This window comes from Entomomonas moraniae, from assembly GCF_003991975.1.
In the GTDB taxonomy this organism is placed as follows: domain Bacteria; phylum Pseudomonadota; class Gammaproteobacteria; order Pseudomonadales; family Pseudomonadaceae; genus Entomomonas; species Entomomonas moraniae.
Genome location: NZ_CP029822.1, coordinates 527619 through 545486 on the forward strand (window position 1 = coordinate 527619; position 17868 = coordinate 545486).

A 17868-nucleotide genomic window follows, 5' to 3' on the forward strand; every position below is an offset into this window, starting at 1 on the left:
TTTTAAAAGATTATCCAATAACATGAAGGGAGATTACTTGATTAATCCTAATTCTGATAATCCAAAGTTTGGTAACTCAATAGATGCGTAAAAAAACCATATACACAATTTTATCGCTAAGCCCTTTAATATTTAATGGCTCTACTTTTGCACAGATAACTAATAATCCAGATGATATTTTTTGGAGTATAGGAATAGGTATTAATTTAGAGCTATATACATCAATTGGTAATCTATTAGAAGATTCTAATGTTACTTTCAATGATAATACTTATATCAACTTTCACAATGATAATGGCTTCTTTACTGGCAGTTTTAATAACCTCAAAGGAAATAACGTTGATATATATTTAAATACTGATATTCAAGGAGAGCGTGGAGATCGTATATTGATTAAAGAGAATGTTTTTGGTAGCTATAAAATACATATATCTAATAAAGGATCATCCGCTACAACGGGTAGAGAAAGACTAACCATTGTAGAAGCAACTAATAATCAAGCTACATGGACACTTTTTAATAAAGTAGAAGTGGGAGCCTATGAATATAGTATAAGACCAACACAGGAAAACGCCAATAATATTGAGCTCTACTCCCCTAATGGTGGTCAAACAACTACCACAGCAGAAGCTGCAACAAGTTTTTTAAATATTGCTTATTTAACCACTTATATTGAGAATCAAACACTATTGCAACGCTTGGGTGATTTACGAAATAGTGAGGTTGTGGGTGTTAAAAATGATGGATTATGGATAAAAGGTTTTGGTGGAAAACTTTCTTCCTTTTCTGGTAATACCGTGAAAGGGTTTGATATGACCTATACTGGTACACAGTTGGGTATTGATAAGAATATTGAAAGTGATTACGGACGATTCGTGGTAGGTGTGATGGCTGGTTTAACTCGTACAAATCCAAACTATAGGGAAGGTAATGGAACAGGTAAAAACTATACTGCAGGTCTCTATGCAACTTATTTAGATGATAACGGTATCTATGTTGATAATGTAATTAAATACAATAGTATGCATAACCAGTTTAGTGTGAAAGACACAGCAGGAAGCGCGGTTAAAGGAACAGGAAAAACACAAGGAATCATGTTATCCACTGAAATAGGTAAACGATTTTGGTTAAATGAACATAAGCAAGGTTTTTATTTAGAACCACAGACTCAACTGTCTTATGGCTATCAAAATGGCGATACCGTTCAAGCAAACAATGGATTAAAGGTAGGACTTAGTCATTACAATAGCACATTAGTCCGAGTGAGTGGTATTGTAGGTTACCAAGTACAAGGAGAAAATCCAGTTAATGTTTACTTAAAAACGGGGCTTATGAGAGAAATGAGTGGTACTGCTTCTTATCGCTTTAATCATGGCGAAAAGAAAGGACACTCATTCCGTAGTAACTGGTTTGATAATGGTATAGGTGCCAGTGTGACGATCAATAAGCAACATAACATTTATGCTGAAGCAGATTATTCAACAGGGAATCAGTTTGATAATGCAATGCTGAACCTTGGTTATCGTTATAGTTTTTAATTAAAATACCTGTACTAAAACAATATTAAAGTTTTCTGTTATATAAGATCATTACGAGAAAAAGCATACCATCATTTAAATAAAAAAAGACTATAAAGATGCAGTGGTTGCTCAAAAGAAGAGTCGTCCATAGGGATAGCTTTTAAAGAATATTATACAACTAGTTTATGAGCATGAAATTATAAAAAGTAATGCGATAAAGGTAGATTTTCCAAATAAGAACAAATAAAAGCGAACTTTTGGTGTATTCCTAAAGTACGTTATAAAATAAAAAAGAAAAACAGTAACTGTCCTAAATGTTCTAATCAAGCAAAATTTAAGCTAACCGAAAGTGTGGTAATCAATCAGCAGCGGAAATAGGTGTTTTTAAGATTTTGATAAAAGAGAGAAGAAAAGGGTGGATGTAACTTATTGATTTAATTGGTGGAGCTAAGTGGGATCGAACCGCTGACCCCTTGCATGCCATGCAGTTAATACTTTAAATGGCTTTAGAACACCTTAAACCCTATTGTAATGAATATCCGCTGCTATATAATGCCTTAAGCAAGGTCGCTTTAGCATTATACCTCTAACATTATCTAATCTAAGCGAATAAAAGCCAATTTCTGGTGTACCCCTCAGTGTACCCCTTGAGACTATTTTAGGATAACAGCGCAATGACCCGATACCCCAAAAAAGGCAAAGGCACCAAATGGACCCAAAAAGAACTACTGGCTATTCCCACCCAATGGGTTAATGATACCCTTGCCGATGGTGATGGTCTGATTGGTGAAGTACGGGTTAGCAAAGTAGGGGACGTATCCATTCGCTTTAAATATGGTATCAAATGGCAAGGCAAAAAATGCTGGTACTCCTGTGGAACCTTCCCACTCAATGACATTAGCAGTATTCGTAATCAGCGAGACAAAGCCAAAGAACTCCTAAAACAAGGGGTCGATCCACGCACCCAAAAACACATCGACAAAATCGAAGCCAAGGCAGAACAACAAACTATTCTAGAACAACAGAAAAAACAACAGCAACGCAACAAAACATTCACAGACCTTTTTATAACATGGATAGAACAAGGGGTCGTAAGACAAGATGCCAATACCGAACTCAGGCGTACTTTTGAAAAAGACGTACTCCCAGTAATTGGCAGCGTGCTTATTAAAGAAATCACCGAAGACCATATCCGTACCGTTTATAAAACCATCCTAGCACGAGGAACAACACAAAACCCACGAGAACGTACCGTTGTAAAACTAGCCGCTGATATGCGACAACTCTTCAAATGGGCCGACATGAGACAACCCTGGCGTAGCTTACTCATCAATGGCAATCCAGCCTTACTCGTCAATGAAAAACAACTTATCTCCGCTGATTACACCGAAGAACGTGATCGCACCTTAACCCCAGAAGAAATCCAAACACTCTATAAGCTTATCCAACAAGAACAAGACCATTATAACAACGCCACTAACAAACGTGGTATAAAACTCCCACTCAATCCAGCCACCCAATGCGCTATCTGGATATGCTTATCCACACTCTGCCGTATTGGCGAACTACTCATGGCCAAATGGGAACATATTGATTGGGAAGAGGGCATATGGTTCATACCAAGAGAAAACGTCAAAGCAACTCGGGGTAAAAAACAAGACCACTACATCTACCTCTCAGACTTCTCAATCAACTTTTTCAAACGACTCAACACACTGACAGGCCACACACAATGGTGCTTTCCTTCAAAAGACAATACCAACCACGTTGATATAAAATCCGTATCAAAACGCATAGGGGATCGCCAAGTTAAATTCAAAGACCGTACCAAACCTTCACAACAGCGTCGACACGATAATTCACTGGCTGTGGGTAATCGCGAATGGACGCCCCATGATTTACGCCGTACCGGTGCTACCATGATGCAAGAGCTGGGTATAGATATCAACATTATTGACCGTTGTCAGAATCATGTATTGGCCGGCTCTAAGGTGAGACGGCATTATTTAAAATATGAATATAAGGATGAGAAGCAACAGGCTTGGGCTAAGTTGGGCAAACGGTTGGAAGAGATATTAGCATTATCGAATGAAATATTATAATATTGCACTATAGTATAAAGATTTTGTTTAATATAGGTATGTGTCTTTTGCTGGACGCTTACTTTTAAGAAGTAAATTACTTTGATAAAATACACTTATAACTTCGTCAGGGCTAGTTTGGAGTAGCACATAATTTAAAGTTCAATTTGATAGTTAATTTTATGCTCTATTAGTTTATCAACTACATTTTTTAAACTCTGAATAAAGATTTGATAATTGTTATGCTCCCAATCTATTGGATAACACTCCATACAATAACTCTGATCTTTAAGTTGACTTTTATGTATTTCAATCAGTAAATTAGTACATTCTATTAAACCATCATTAAGCTTTCCATCTAGAATTGATAATATCTCTTCCTTAAAAGAGTCTAAATCATTTTTATTTTTTACATGAATATTGCAGTATAATTCTTTAAAGCTCTCAACATACTCATTAATATTATCGGTTAGTTGTTTTTGTAAACCAAATGGTGATTTAATCCAAAAGGCACCTTGTGGTAAATTTGGGATAAGTCCTTTTCCATAGTTATACTTTTCTTTGAATAATTGCTCTTCTTGAAGAATTAAATTAATATCAATGATCTGATTAGTAAATGATAACTTCCCTGTTTTAGAAATATTTTCCCAGTTCTTTATTTCTTTTCCGATAAAGCTTTCTAAAGAGTTTATAAGTTCACTGGCGCTCATTTGAGAAGACTCCCATCTCCAACCATCGCCCGAGTTCACAGACTCAAGACTATCAAATTCAACAATAATATTATAGGCTCCTGTTATATATATAGACTCCACAAAATAAGACATCTCAGGTAGTAATAACTCACGATAAATACAAGTATTACCAGTTGAACCAAAACTTATGTATTTATTAATTTCTTTAATATTCATCTTATTAATCATCAAAAAATACGCTTATAATCTGCCTCATTTTATACAAGTATCTTTTACTAAATAGCCTCGTTCTAACTAATTTCTCGAACAATATAGCTATCAGCAAGAATGATCAAAATTGGAAAATTGGTCCATGCTGAAATAAAGCAAAAATTTATTTTTTGTTCATCAAGCTCTATTTCTTTCATATATTTTGATAGATTAGTTTCAGGTAACTCTATCAAATCAGCTAAATCTTCATTTTCTGCTCCAATATTTTGATAAGCAAGCACCTCCTGAAAAATGATTTCCCAAGATTTCTCTTGCCAGTCAACAAACTCGACTATTAATGTATCTGAAGAGTTATTAATTTTTCTAATTTGGCCGTCTGAAATACTTAATTTTTTCATAGTTAAAGTCCTGGATGTTTTTCACCTGGAATAAAGCCCGTGCCGTGTCCAGGTTGATAATTATCGGGATAAGCTTTTTGAATTAACCCTTTTTTATTTGCTTGATTCCATGAAGTACCTGCTGGCTTCAATTCTATATGATAATGTTCTCCATGGTGCCTAGCATTAAATGGTCCTGAGTCTCCTGGATGGCTTTCATACCTTATCCGCATATTTTGGTTTGGTTCCCATACCATCCTAGTTGTTCCATGTTGCGTTGTTGAAACCTTAGGTTCAACACCTAAAACTTTGGTTAATTCATTAGGATCATCTGGAAAATTTGTATACGGATCTGGTGTAGAGGGTTTATTATCCTCAACAACTGCTTTTTCCTCAGGCTTAGTACTTGTACTGTTATCACCAGGGCAACCGCCAGGCTTACAAGCTAAACCTAATGGATCAATCCAACCTATAGGGTTATTACAATATTGATAGTTATTTAATCCACCTGCGAGTTTAATGGGGTCAGGCGTTATATATCTACCCGTATCAGGAGCATAGTATCTATTTCTATTGTAGTATAGCCCTGTTTCAAAGTCATGGTACTGCCCTTGGAAACGTAAGGGTTGTTCTACATCCTTTATCTCAGCAACAGCGAGACTTCCATAAGCTTTGTATTTAGCAGACCATGCAATAGAACCGTTAGCGGTTGTTAGCTCTTGCGGTGTGCCTAAATGGTCAAGCTGGTAGTAGTAAATTTCGGCTTTTTTGCCCTTGCCTTTTAATAGGGCAAGGGGTTTAAAGGTGCCTTGTTCATAGAGGTAGGTTTGGTAGTGTCCTTTGCTGCTTTCTGCTAATAGTTTTTCACATAGCCATATAAATTCGGTTTTGGTTTTGTGACCGAGTTTATCTGTAACGACTTTGTTAATTCGGCGACCAAAGGCGTCGTATTGATAGCTGGCGTTCGTGCCGTCTGGCATGGTGGCTTGGATGAGTTGTTGTTGGCTATCATATTGGTAACGGGTAATCAGTTGTTGGTTTTGGCCTCTGGCTTCTTGGATGAGGTTACCAAAGCTATCGTAGGTAAAGTGTTTGTCACCTTGCATTAACAGGCGGTTGCCTTTGATATTGGCCTGTTGGGTTTTATGGTCTTGTGCCAGTAGGTTACCCGCAGGGTCATGTATGAGGTCTTCGCTGATATCGCCACGAACTTGGATAAGTCTATCTAAGGGGTCGTAGTGGTATTGGCGTAGCCCTTTGCGGCTGTCTTCGATGGCGGCTAGGTTGCCGTTAGCACTGTATTGGTATTTGCGTTGATACAGTGTTTTGGTGCTATGGTTAACAAAGTGGGCTTTAAGACGACCTTGTTCATCATAGTCGTATTGGCTGGTAAGCGTGCCTTGTTGTCGCTCTACTTCTTGACCTAGGCTGTAGAAGTGTTCGGTGAGTTTTTGGTCGTTAAGGTTGATTTGGGCGAGTTGGCCCCCTTTTTGGTATTTGTAGTCAATGACATTGCCGTCTGGGAGTTTACATTGGCTTAGTATACCCAGTGGGCTGTATTGGTAGCGTAAGGTTGCCCAGCCTTGGTGTTCGGCGGTGAGTTTGCCGGTGATGTCGTATTCGTAGTTCAGTGGCCATTGCCCATCGTCTACGGCTTGCAACAAGCCTAGTTGGTTGTAGGCGTAGTTAATTTGTTTGCCATCGGGTAAGGTCTTTTGCAGTAGTTTACCTTCTGGGCTACGGAGGTAGGTGGTGGTGTATGGGTTACCTTGGTCGTCATAGTCGGTTTTGGCGATGAGGTTACCGCCCATGTCGTATTGGTAGCTGGTTTTACGCCCATCAAAGCCTATTTCTTGGCTAATCAGTCCATTGGGGTAGTAGTCTAGGTGGTAGCGTTCACCTTGTTCGTTGGTGATGTCGGTGAGATTAAGCCCCGTGTTGTTGTATTGGTATTGTACGGTGCTGCCATCGGGATTGGTGCGCTGGCTGATTAGGTGGAGGTTGTCCACGTAGTCGTAACGGGTGGTTTTACCCTGCTGGTCGGTTTCGTGGGTGATTTTGCCGTAGGCATTGTAGCGGTAGCTTTTGCTGGTGCCATTGGGGAAGGTAATGCGTGTTAGGCGCCCGACAGGGTCGTATTCGAATTGGGTGGTTTGCCCTTGTTCATCTTGACGAATGATTTGACGTCCCATGGCATCGTAGCGGTAACGACGTGTGCCTCCTTGAGGGAGTGTTTCGTCGATGAGTTGCCCTAGTTTGTTCCAGTTAAGCTCATGGGTGCTGCCGTCAGGGTAGCTTATAGTGTTGATCTTACCCGTAGTGGTGTAGCTGTATTGAGTAGTATTGCCATGGGGATCGGTTTGTTCAATGATGTTGCCTTGCGCGTTATGTTTGTAATGCCATTTGGCTTCGCCTTGCCATATTTGTTTTAAAAAACCCCAGCTGTAAAAGTAGTGGGTAGGTTCTGCTTCTGCTGGATGGATTGCCCTTAAACGGTTTTGGTCATCGTATTCGTACAGGGTTTCAGCCCCTAGTGCATTGCGCTCAGCAATGAGGTTGCCGTTGTCATCGTAGTCTTTAAGGGTTTCGGCACCATCAGGGTCGATTTGTTTGATGAGTTTAGCATTTTGATCATGGGTATAAAGTTGCTGGCTACCATCTTTACGGGTAATAAGTACGCTACCGTTATCATCCCACTCGTAACGGGTGTCCAGTTGTCCGTAGTTTGACCACTGGCGAATAGCACGCACGCTTTTGCCTTGTCCTTCCCACTGCCAGTTGAAGATGGCGCCGCCCGCTAGTTGGCGTTGTTCAATAACATGGTGTTCATTGTAGTGGTAGTGTTCTGTTTCGTTGGCGGCGTTAGTGGCTTTAATGAGTTGTGAGCGTTCGTTGTATTCGTAGGTAATAAGGGTGTGGATGGTTTGCCATGATTGTTCGATGGTTTCGCCTGGTATTTCTTTTTGGTAGTCTACCCCTATAATGTGTCCATTGTGATAGCGAAGCATTAACGCGCGCCCTGCTCCATTATGGATACGTTTTATTTTACCCATGAGATCACGGGTGATGTGTAGTTTGTTGCCGTAGTTGTCAGAAATAGCTTCTAGCTGAGCCCCGGCTTGGGTGCGAGCAAAATGGTAGATGTTTTTTTGTTCACCGGCTTGTACGAGGATGTATTCGTTGTCTTTGTTGCCAAGGTAGATAGCTGCTCCTGCAAGGTTGTTGGTGTAGGCAGGGCATTGTTCTGTGGGTAAAGGTAAGGTGATTTGGCGATTTTCGTGATCTGTCCAAATGACGTTGTTTTCTGTAAAGCGTAAGTGGTGTGATAAGCTATGACTCCAGCCATAACCTAGCCCTGTGTTGATTTCTACTGCGCTGGTACGGTATAAACGAGTCCAGTTAAAGGGGATTAAGCCTTCTAGGGTGCCATCTGTAAGGGTGAGGAGTTCTTCCCCAGTGACCATTGAGATAGGTTCACCATCGGTACAGGTGTTGTTGGTGCTCTCGGTTTTATCGTTATTAGGATTTTTACCGCTGTCATTATGGTTAGGTGCAGGCTTTTTATTTTCTACTTCTAAGACCGTATTATTATTAGGTGAACGATCAACCAGTGTACTATTATCTATTTTTTGTTCGGGTGTGTTATTGGCTTTAACGGAGGGTTTATCACTTTCTTTAATATGTATACCAGCTCCCTTAGCTTTAACAGTACCTTCACCTTTTACAACAATAGGTTTAGCAACATTGCTATGGGTTTCTAAACGCCCCCCCTTAAAAATATCCATTAAAAAATGTGCTAACTCGCTCAGTAATTCAGCACCTCGGCTATTAGCTTTTTGGAACACTTTAGTTCCTAAGCGTACAGCTAGCCCTGCACCGCCTGTTAACATGACGCCAACTAGTAATCCCATAACAAATTCAACAGCAAGTTCTGTTTTTACAGCCATTAAGTCCTGTGGCGGTAACATCTTAAACCAGGCGACTAAGGCAGAGATTAGAATAAACATTAACCCTTTATCTTGTGCGATGATAAGTGCTTTACTCAAACCTTCTTTTGCTGTGTTATAAACTTTTTCCCAATCAGTATTGCCAAAAAACTCAAAAAGCAGTGTCATATGCTCTTGTGGATGGGCAATGATATCAAACACTTGGGTGATGCTACCCCACATAGACTCAAGCACTTTAATGATAGCATTCCATACTGCCTCAAGTTCCATCATTAATTTGTCAGTAGCGGTTGCGTTGTTATAAATTTCCCATTTAGTCTTGAAGTTTTTATTCCATTGACTTTCTAACCAGCTTTTTAATGTGCCTAATATAGATTGATAAGAATCATACATCGCTCTAATTTGAGCTTGTGTAACGTTGGGATAAAAGGTTATTTTATATTCTAGTGCACCCGTACAGTTAACTTCAGCCTTTCCTGTGGAATCTATTGTACCATTGATGGCTGGTAAGGAAGCAATGATACCTTTCCCCCATAGCCAGTGATCTACTACGGGTTCCATTTTAAAGGGGGTATTACCGATAGGAATAAATTTTGATGTTTCAAATGCATGTATAAGTGTTAACTTATCCTCTGATACAGGACATGATTTATAAACAACCACTTTTGAGTTATTATCTTTATCTTGTGTGGTAACCTCGTCACCCACTTCAAATTTTTGATTAGCACTTAAAAAATAACCTGAAATATAGCCTTCTGCCCATTCTTCATAATTATTAAGAGACTCGCTAAAATCCTTTAATATCTTGTTAATATCTGCCTTCTCAGCAGTATCCATGCCAATAACCTGTGAAAATACAGACATTAGATACTCTCCTCTAATAAAAATGCTTTGAACTGTTTAACTAATGTTTCTAACGTATAGTTTTCCATTTCAACAAAATGGCTTGCCTTTAATCTTAATGTACTTTCTGGATAACTTAAATACAAAGGTGCATTATCTTCTTTTAGGGCTGATAATAGGTTTTCAACTAATGTGCCGTTATCTGCTTCTGTTAACTTATCCATCAACTGCTGCTCCACCCGCCACCACGGATAAGCCTTAGGTTCAGGCAGGTTATGGGAGAGTGCTACTTCTAACGCCTGCTGATTAATCAAATAATGACTAAACACCGGAATGAGCTGAGCTGCTTGTTGTTTTTGGTTGAGGTGCTCAAGAATAGGGTAGAGGTATTTACCATCCCAGTACCTAAAAAACACATCCATGCCATCAGGCATCAACACCTTGGTGAGGCTTTTAAAATGCTTTCGAATGGTTTCAGGCTCATAGGGTGAAGCTGCAAGCCAACCCCAATCTTTGGATTTAGTTTGATCCACCCAGTCAAAGAACTTGCTGTCACGAGGAATGGGTGCAATATAAGGCATTGCCTCAAACCAATTGGCATAGGGTGTTTCTTGCCATAGCGCCGTTAAGTTGACTTGGTTGGTTTTTTTAAAGTAGGCCGTAACAGGTTTAGCGGCGCTAATACTGCCCAGTAATGTGTAGATGGTTAGGTTATCCGGTACCGTTGCAAGCCATTGTTGGGTGGAAATCATACGTTATTTCCACCATTCGGATTAAACCCCGTTGTCGTTGAACTAATGTCCGGTGTTTTTAAGGTCGTAGCCGCCGTGGTGGCATTGTTTAAAGTTTCTTGGGTTTGCTTGGCTTTATTGGCCAAATCAGCACCTTGTTGCACGGTTTCAGTGGCTGTTTTTAAGGTTTCGTTGCTGTTAACGGCCTGCATGGCTGTATCAGTCGCTGCTTTGGTGGCTTGTTGTTGAATCGCCTGAGTCGGGTCTTTGGCCAAGCCTTGTAACGTATTGGTGGTACTGCCCAAGCTTTCGCTGATGCCTGATAAGGGGCTAGCTTCACTCCCCATAAAGCTTGGTGTCGCTTCGGTTAAAGTACTCCCCGCAATACTGCCATTAGCAATACCGTCTGTGATACCCGAGGTGGCACTGCCTAAGCCTGAACCAGTAAGGTTAGAAAGACTGGCGATATTGGTCATATTCGCCATACTACTCATATCAGCCATGCTGGTAAGATTACCCATACTGCTGGTTAAGCTACTCACACCGCTGGTTAGTCCAGTCATACTACTGCTTAAACCATCCGTCAGGCCACCGGCAAAGCTCGGTGCCCCTAAACTGCTGTTCAAGCTATTGGTGTCTAATACCGCATCTGGTGTTGTTTTATTACTAAAATCAGTGGCACAAATCCCCATCGCATTCAACATACACTCCAAACAAAACGGGGCATCACTGGCCATGGTTTGGGCTTGTACCGCTGTTAATGGCCGTGGTACAGGCGCAGAGGTGGCTGCTACAGAACCTGCTTTACTCAGCGGAGGCATCGATACCGCGGGTGTTCCTTCCATTGGTATACCGCCTGTCCACACCGGCATCGTCATCCAAATACCGGCAGGGTTTAATACAATGTGTTGTCCACCCGCTTTTAATGTTAAACTTAATCCACCATCAATCACTGTCTGGAGACCACTCTTTAAATGAATCTCCATACCGGCTTGAGTGGTTTTAACCGTACCAATGGTATTATGCTCAGCGATCCCCACGGTTTTATAATCATTCATGAGTACCTGAGTCTTACGATCAAGATCCGTTAAATGGTGTTCCTCCGCGAGTTGGTGTTGGTAACGGTTGGCTTTAATGGTCTCGCTGTGCTCGTTATTGACTTGCAAGTGTGAGTTGTTGTTCACTTGTACGGTGTGATTATTTTTGGTTAATTGGTCATAATCTTTTTGACTTTGCACAAAGATTTGTTCTTGGCCGGCTTTGTCCTCAATCCTTAACTCATTAGAACCCACACCGCCTTTTGATGAGGAGGTTTTGAAGACTGAACGGGTTTTATTTGCCGGTAAATCATAAGGCACCTTATTCACGCCATTATGAATCGCCCCTGTAACGATGGGGTTATCAATATCCCCCTCTAAAAAATCGACTTTGACCTCCATCCCTACACGCGGAATGACTACCGCCCCATAACCATCATGCGCCCAGTTTGAGGCTACACGTACCCAATGGGAAGAGTTTTCATTTTGCGGATTAATTCTGTCCCAATGAAACAAAATCTTGATACGCCCATACTCATCACAATAAATTTCCTCACCGGCTGCGCCCGTGACAATCGCTGTCTGACTTCCTAATACGCGTGATTTAGGGTGCAATGCTTCGGGACGATGCGGTGTTTTTTTCGGTGTACCGACTAATACATTACGATAACCTTGTTTGAATTCCTCATCAAAGGGAAATTGAATCCCCTCATTAATCGGATGACGATAGTATTTATGGAGTTGTGAGGGTGTGTTTTGTACCGCACTGGCCTCACTGCCTAACGCTTCGATGACTTGGGGTTGTCTGCCTTGATGATAGATTTGCACCGTCAACCACTTATCCGCACTGTCTAAACTGTCCAGTGAGGGATAACCTTCAATCTCAAAACAATAACCACTCTTTAACTCAGGAATATCCGTATAGCCTTCCGCGGTGACATGAAAGCTTTTTAAGCGTTCGATTTGGATTTTAGCATAATGATCACCCCGTGCTTTATTCATATGTTGCTGTGGATAATCGTAATACTCTAAACTCGGCTCTTGAGCATTATTAGCTTTGTTACTTTGTTCACCCTTAGCATTGCCTTCAGGGATCTTCATGTTCTCAAAATTATAATTACGATAACTGGCTTCGGTGGTACTACTATTTAGATTGACATCAAAGCGCTTAAATACGGGGTGATCGGCCACAAACCCTGTATCGGAAGCATAAGTAAAGCTATTGTCTAAATCCGGGAAATAATTATTATCATCGGTCAACACCATACAATGATTCGTTTGAGAGTGTTGGTAGAAAATATTGATCCCTTCTTCTTCACATAACCTGTGAATAAAGTGAGCAGTAGTTTCCTCATACTGACAACAAAACTCACGTTTTGGGTAGTCTTCTTTGAACTTAAACACAAAGTCCATGTTATCGCCTTGCTGATAACCTTTTTCAGACAACACGGTACTAATAATCTCCGGTACCGATTGATTAACAAACGCACGTTGATCGACTTCGTTATAAAGATGATAAAATTTAGGGGATAGGATGAGTTTAAATAATGAATAATCATGACCAATGGCTGCACGCTTCACTGATAAAATAACACCATGAATGCCTTGCTTCTTATCAGGCGTAAAAGCTAAATAAGCCGATTTGCTTAATAGCTTTGTAATGTCATAACGCAGGTGTTTACTAACCAGGGTGATTTCAAAGATGTATTCACTGTTGACTGCCTCAATACCATCGAAAGCCAGTACCTGAAGCTTTGCACCTTCACTGTCTTCTACACCCTGAATATCGAGACTAAAGATGGTTTGATTGGCTGTGTAGAACATGCTGATTACATCCTTTAAATGAGACAGTGCTAAAATGCCTAGCAACCTTGATATTACTAAATTTTATTTAGGTTGCTTGAGTCTTTTTTACTACTTTTGTAGTATAACTTTTTATAGGGTTAACGCCAAATAGATTTTGGCGTTTTTTGGTTTAATAATGCTTGTCAAAAAAAAACATCATTCAATAAAAGCAATGCCATAATCATTAAACGATACTTATTAAAACAACTATTTTTACTCATCAGTGATAAGAAGCATAACAACTCTGCATAAATGTAAACGTATCTTGCATATATTGCTTGGCTAAAGGATTGTGGTCATAGTCCGACAGTGTAAAACGACGGATGTCAGCTATTGAGTAGTTTGCTTCGGTTTTATCATAAGCACAGCGACAAACCTTTTTACTCATGCCCGCTTGCAGACACGCCGCTAGATACTCTCCTTTAAACTGAGCGTTTTCATCAGAACAGCCATAAACACTTATTAGTATAGCCAGTATTAAACCTTGATAAACAATGACTCGACTCATTATCATCTCCTAATATAAAACCAAACTAGCACCCAAACCCACAAAGAATCTTGGGGTAATGTTTCAAATGCAATAACTTGTGATTGGCTAGATAATTTAAATAAAAAAGATATCGAGAACTGCAAATGGACCTATACTTATATTAAGAAATTTATGCAAGAAAGAGTGTTAGAAGGAGCTCTTGAAGTATATGATTTAGCTTTAGAAAATAAACCTGTTAATGAAGATGAGCGGTATCAGGCTATCTATGCCATGTTTGATATTCTGGATATACGTGATAAAAAAGATCTCAAAAGTAAACTAGGCAAAGCGCTAACGCAACGTAAATTTAGAGACAAGACAAAAGAGTTAAAACGGCTCAACACTTTCATGGTCGAAACAACTAAGTCACAACTAGATGAACTATGCCAACATTACAATAAAAATATCCAGGATATGATAAAGCAAGTGATAGAACTATCTTATCAGCAAATGGCTAACGATAAGAAAAAGGAAAAAAGTGAGATAAGTGGATAAGTATTTTCTGAAGCGATACAAGCAAATCTAATTAAAGCTTTTTTCTAGTGTACCCCTTAGTGTACCCCTTGAAAAGTTTTTTGAAACAAGGAAAGAGAGGAGTGGCTGTAACTTATTGATTTAATTGGTGGAGCTAAGCGGGATCGAACCGCTGACCCCTTGCATGCTATAAAGGTAAATAATCATCTAATCAAATTCAATGAAATCCAACTAATCTATTAAAAGCATTGAAAATAGCAGTCTATACAAAAAAACTAAAAAATCATTGTCTAACCACCTCCAATAAAATACCATATAAACCTGACACAAATGGCAACTAATTGGCAACTTAGTTAAAATATGTGAATCTTATCTATCTAGGGATTTATTATGGCGATTACTGACAAACAAATGTCCTCCAAAGCAGAAAACAAAGACAAATGGTTTAGCGAAACCGCTATCTGGGGTCATGGCAGTTTAGTCGGTCGTATTACCGTCAGTGGAGAGCGCTTATTCTATTTTCGATATTGCAATAGCCAAGGAACACGCATTACCTATCCCATTGGTACCTATGGTCGAGAGGGCAGAGAAGGGTACATGACACTGGCCCAAGCCTCAATGTACGCCAAAGAACTGGCAGGACTACACAAAACAGGCATTCGCGATATCCGTGAACATATCGAATCAGAGCAGGCTAGAAAACGCGTTGAACAAGACCTACAACTGATACAGCTACAACAAGAACAAGCCCAAAAAGCGGCCCGTATTACCGTAACCACCCTATTTGAGCACTGGTTAAAAGTAGACCTAATCAATCGCAAAGACCAAGGCGCTGAAATTAAGCGCATGTTCCATAAAGACGTCCTACCCTTAATTGGAGAAATGGTAGTAGAAGATATAAAAAAAGGCGATATTACCCATGTTGTTGATCAAATACTCAGCCGTGGTGTCAACCGCATGGCCAAACTAATCCTCTCCCTGATGCGACAAATGTTTCGTTTTGCAGTCGATCGAGACATCATCGAATACGACCCTACTGCCAGTATCCGCAAAGCCAAAATAGGAGGGCGCTCTACCGAGAGAGACAGAATTCTTGACGACCAAGAAATCAAAGCCCTTGCTAAACAACTGCCAAATGCCGGACTGATTCCACCCACCCAACTAGCCGTCTGGATCTGTCTAACCACCTGCTGTCGAATAGGCGAACTTCTACAAGCCAAATGGCAAGACATCAACTGGCAAGAAAAAATATGGACCATACCCGCAGAGCACAGCAAAAATGGCAAACCCCACACCATCTTCCTTTCCAACCTAGCCCTCAACTACTTCAAACAACTACACCAACTCAAAAACCACAGCACCTGGTGCTACCCCAATAGAACCCAAGATAGCCACGTCTCCACCAAAACCATCACCAAACAAATCAGCGATCGACAACGTCCAGAAGGCCAAGCCATATGGAGCTGCCGTAGCCAACAACCCCAAGCACTCACACTACAAGGTGGCAAATGGACACCTCATGACCTAAGAAGAACCGGTGCGACCATCATGACCAAACTCGGTGTACTGCCCGAAGTAGCAGAACGCTGTCTAAACCATACCGAAGAAAACAAAGTAAAGAGAGTTTATCAACGACATAACTACCACAAAGAAATGAAGGAAGCATGGGAAGAATTGGGAAAATACATTGAACGTCTTATTGAATAATCGCTACTTTCACCCATACTTAATCGTCGTGACTATAGGAGTAAATAGTTACTCTTACAGTTATATTTAATGCGGCGATGCGTGTCAGTTGAATGGGGGTTAGTTCGACCTGAAATGGTGGACTATCATTAGCACCAATGTCAAATCCATAATCAAAAACACAAGATGTACAGCTGTCTAGCAATATTTTATGTTCTGTTGGCAGTTGTTCAAGCACATTTAACATAATTTCTGTGCAATGATAAACCGTACAACTTTCGTTCTCATTAAATACAGGTTCTACACATAAATAAAAATTGCGCTCAAAAAAATCACAGGTTAATGGAAAAACTGATGTTCCCCAATAGTCTTTGATAGGGCTTAAGTCAAATGGTGACAGGAGTTCTAAATCAAGATTTATAAATGAAGTAGTACAATTCTCTTGTGTGGTCATCTTCTTTACCTTGCTTATTGTTGGCGATTTTTTGATTGATTAAAATTAAGCGTTACTTATATAAAGCCAAATTCACTAATCATACATAACACATTTAGCTACCTACAAGACTGCTTAAATACCCTAGCGCAAAAACAACCCGATATTGAATCGCTACTTCCTTGGAATAGAATATAATCTCAACAATAATTTTATTTTAAAAAGATAGGTGCTATTTGCCGGATGCTTACGAATAAAAAGTAATCTGCATAATTGCCAGATAATAATGTTCGTTTAAAATGCTAGGTGTGCTTTACCAGACGCTTACATTTGGGCGAGCTTTTGTAGACACGGCTGTTTGGGGGCATCGGCCTGTTTGGGGATGCCCCCTGAGTAGTAGGCAGTGTCGGCGTAGTGGTTATTGTCCATAGTTCACATAGTTGGCCATGAGGTTGGGGCGTTGTTCGGTGTCGATGTGGGTGATGCAGGATTGCATAAAGGTTTGTTGTTTTTTCCATTCGTCATCACTCATGTTAAGCCAGTAGTTAGGTTGGCGTTGGGTGACGGCATCCATTTCTACGGTACGGGGGTCGAGTGTTCTAAATTCTTCGAGTAGGGGGATATCGGGCAGGGCTTGCATTGTGTCCATGTAGGTTTGGATAAAATCCCACGCGGCGTAGAGTTGTTGGGTGGTTGAGCCCATGGGGGCTAAGATGGAGAGGTCGATAACCTGAGGCTGGTAGCGGTGGGCAAGGTAGAGTTTACCGATCATCGTCCCTGTGTTGGTGGGGATGACGTTGATGTAGGCATCCCATTCGTAAAAGGGGGCGCTAAAGCTGTCGCGCTTGGTGTAGGCAGTTACCATGCCTGTTTGGCGATTGAGTTCCCACTTTGGGCGGCGATTGCGGGCACTGCCTTCGGGAAGTTTGAAGGCAATAAGGTAGCCGATGAGCCAAAGTAATAATAGGGGTACTATAATTAAAACAGCGACTATACCAAATGCCATATTGGTTTCTGTAAAAGGTTTTACTGTTAAAACTAATAGGTAAGTAAATATTAATACTCCTACAAATAATGGGGTTCCAACCTTCCCCATTCCCCAAAGAAATAGACCAAAGCGTATCACTCGGGGGGCAGGGCGGTAGATAAAGTGTTGGTGGTTAATGTCGTTATTGATTTGGTTGTGGGCGATGGCGGCGAGATCGACAACGGGTTGTTGTTGGAGTTGCTTGTTTTGTTCGGTCAGTTGTTGTTTGAATTGTTCTTTTAAGCGAATAATATTTGGGGACATGTCGTCGCCAAACAGGCTCATGGGGGCAATATTGACTTTGGCGCGCCCCCACGGTAGGCGCATTTGGGCGAGTTTTTGTAGCCACGGTTGTTTGTGGGCATCGGCTTGGTTGGGTATGCGCCCTGAGTAGTAGGCAGTGTCGGCGTAGTGGTTAGTGTCCATAGATGATCCT

Annotated in this window: 12 protein-coding genes; 4 read left to right on the top strand and 8 right to left on the bottom strand. The window is 40.6% G+C overall.

Annotated features, from left to right (window positions below; all coding sequences use genetic code 11):
* Positions 1-83 precede the first annotated feature (83 nt).
* Positions 84-1538, top strand: coding sequence for an autotransporter outer membrane beta-barrel domain-containing protein (locus DM558_RS02570; protein WP_127161913.1), 1455 nt, complete (start codon positions 84-86; stop codon positions 1536-1538).
* Between the two features lie 656 nt (positions 1539-2194).
* On the top strand, positions 2195-3622 hold the full coding sequence (locus tag DM558_RS02575) for a tyrosine-type recombinase/integrase (RefSeq protein WP_127161914.1): 1428 nt from the start codon (positions 2195-2197) through the stop codon (positions 3620-3622).
* Between the two features lie 134 nt (positions 3623-3756).
* Here the strand turns inward: DM558_RS02575 and DM558_RS02580 are convergent, their stop codons facing one another.
* The 6 genes from DM558_RS02580 to DM558_RS02605 form a co-directional block, all read right to left on the bottom strand.
* Positions 3757-4509, bottom strand: a complete 753-nt coding sequence (locus tag DM558_RS02580) for a hypothetical protein (protein ID WP_127161915.1) — start codon at positions 4507-4509, stop codon at positions 3757-3759.
* A gap of 74 nt (positions 4510-4583) precedes the next feature.
* On the bottom strand, positions 4584-4901 hold the full coding sequence (locus tag DM558_RS02585) for a hypothetical protein (RefSeq protein WP_127161916.1): 318 nt from the start codon (positions 4899-4901) through the stop codon (positions 4584-4586).
* 2 nt (positions 4902-4903) lie between these two features.
* Positions 4904-9691, bottom strand: a complete 4788-nt coding sequence (locus DM558_RS02590; RefSeq protein WP_127161917.1) for an RHS repeat-associated core domain-containing protein — start codon at positions 9689-9691, stop codon at positions 4904-4906.
* The gene (locus DM558_RS02595) at positions 9691-10422 is read right to left on the bottom strand and encodes a DUF4123 domain-containing protein (protein ID WP_127161918.1); all 732 of its coding nucleotides are present in this window, start codon (positions 10420-10422) and stop codon (positions 9691-9693) included. The genes DM558_RS02590 and DM558_RS02595 overlap by 1 nt, the downstream gene beginning before the upstream one ends.
* Complete coding sequence (gene tssI / locus DM558_RS02600; RefSeq protein WP_127161919.1) at positions 10419-13262, bottom strand: type VI secretion system tip protein TssI/VgrG; 2844 nt, start codon at positions 13260-13262, stop codon at positions 10419-10421. The genes DM558_RS02595 and tssI overlap by 4 nt, the downstream gene beginning before the upstream one ends.
* 241 nt (positions 13263-13503) lie before the next feature.
* Positions 13504-13791, bottom strand: a complete 288-nt coding sequence (locus tag DM558_RS02605; protein WP_127161920.1) for a hypothetical protein — start codon at positions 13789-13791, stop codon at positions 13504-13506.
* Between the two features lie 153 nt (positions 13792-13944).
* On the opposite strand from DM558_RS02605, the gene DM558_RS02610 reads away from it, so the two are divergent.
* Positions 13945-14307 carry a hypothetical protein gene (locus DM558_RS02610; RefSeq protein ID WP_127161921.1) on the top strand — a complete coding sequence of 121 codons (363 nt, stop codon included), beginning with the start codon at positions 13945-13947 and terminating at the stop codon, positions 14305-14307.
* Positions 14308-14676: 369 nt separating this feature from the next.
* Positions 14677-15993 (top strand): tyrosine-type recombinase/integrase, encoded by a 1317-nt coding sequence (locus tag DM558_RS02615; RefSeq protein ID WP_323368275.1) that lies wholly within the window; start codon positions 14677-14679, stop codon positions 15991-15993.
* 19 nt (positions 15994-16012) lie between these two features.
* Here DM558_RS02615 and DM558_RS02620 read toward each other — a convergent pair whose 3' ends face one another.
* Together DM558_RS02620 and DM558_RS02625 are read right to left on the bottom strand one after the other, a co-directional pair.
* Positions 16013-16426 (bottom strand): hypothetical protein, encoded by a 414-nt coding sequence (locus DM558_RS02620; RefSeq protein ID WP_127161923.1) that lies wholly within the window; start codon positions 16424-16426, stop codon positions 16013-16015.
* A 397-nt stretch (positions 16427-16823) separates the two neighbouring features.
* The gene (locus DM558_RS02625) at positions 16824-17858 is read right to left on the bottom strand and encodes a hypothetical protein (RefSeq protein WP_127161924.1); all 1035 of its coding nucleotides are present in this window, start codon (positions 17856-17858) and stop codon (positions 16824-16826) included.
* Positions 17859-17868: the final 10 nt, after the last annotated feature.

Excerpts from the sequence above, each read along its gene's own strand:
- DM558_RS02570 (WP_127161913.1), top strand. The coding sequence starts at position 84 with ATGCGTAAAAAAACCATATACACAATTTTATCGCTAAGCCCTTTAATA.
- DM558_RS02575 (WP_127161914.1), top strand. The coding sequence starts at position 2,195 with ATGACCCGATACCCCAAAAAAGGCAAAGGCACCAAATGGACCCAAAAA.
- DM558_RS02580 (WP_127161915.1), bottom strand. The coding sequence starts at position 4,509 with ATGAATATTAAAGAAATTAATAAATACATAAGTTTTGGTTCAACTGGT.
- DM558_RS02585 (WP_127161916.1), bottom strand. The coding sequence starts at position 4,901 with ATGAAAAAATTAAGTATTTCAGACGGCCAAATTAGAAAAATTAATAAC.
- DM558_RS02590 (WP_127161917.1), bottom strand. The coding sequence starts at position 9,691 with ATGTCTGTATTTTCACAGGTTATTGGCATGGATACTGCTGAGAAGGCA.
- DM558_RS02595 (WP_127161918.1), bottom strand. The coding sequence starts at position 10,422 with ATGATTTCCACCCAACAATGGCTTGCAACGGTACCGGATAACCTAACC.
- tssI (WP_127161919.1), bottom strand. The coding sequence starts at position 13,262 with ATGTTCTACACAGCCAATCAAACCATCTTTAGTCTCGATATTCAGGGT.
- DM558_RS02605 (WP_127161920.1), bottom strand. The coding sequence starts at position 13,791 with ATGAGTCGAGTCATTGTTTATCAAGGTTTAATACTGGCTATACTAATA.
- DM558_RS02610 (WP_127161921.1), top strand. The coding sequence starts at position 13,945 with ATGCAAGAAAGAGTGTTAGAAGGAGCTCTTGAAGTATATGATTTAGCT.
- DM558_RS02615 (WP_323368275.1), top strand. The coding sequence starts at position 14,677 with ATGGCGATTACTGACAAACAAATGTCCTCCAAAGCAGAAAACAAAGAC.
- DM558_RS02620 (WP_127161923.1), bottom strand. The coding sequence starts at position 16,426 with ATGACCACACAAGAGAATTGTACTACTTCATTTATAAATCTTGATTTA.
- DM558_RS02625 (WP_127161924.1), bottom strand. The coding sequence starts at position 17,858 with ATGGACACTAACCACTACGCCGACACTGCCTACTACTCAGGGCGCATA.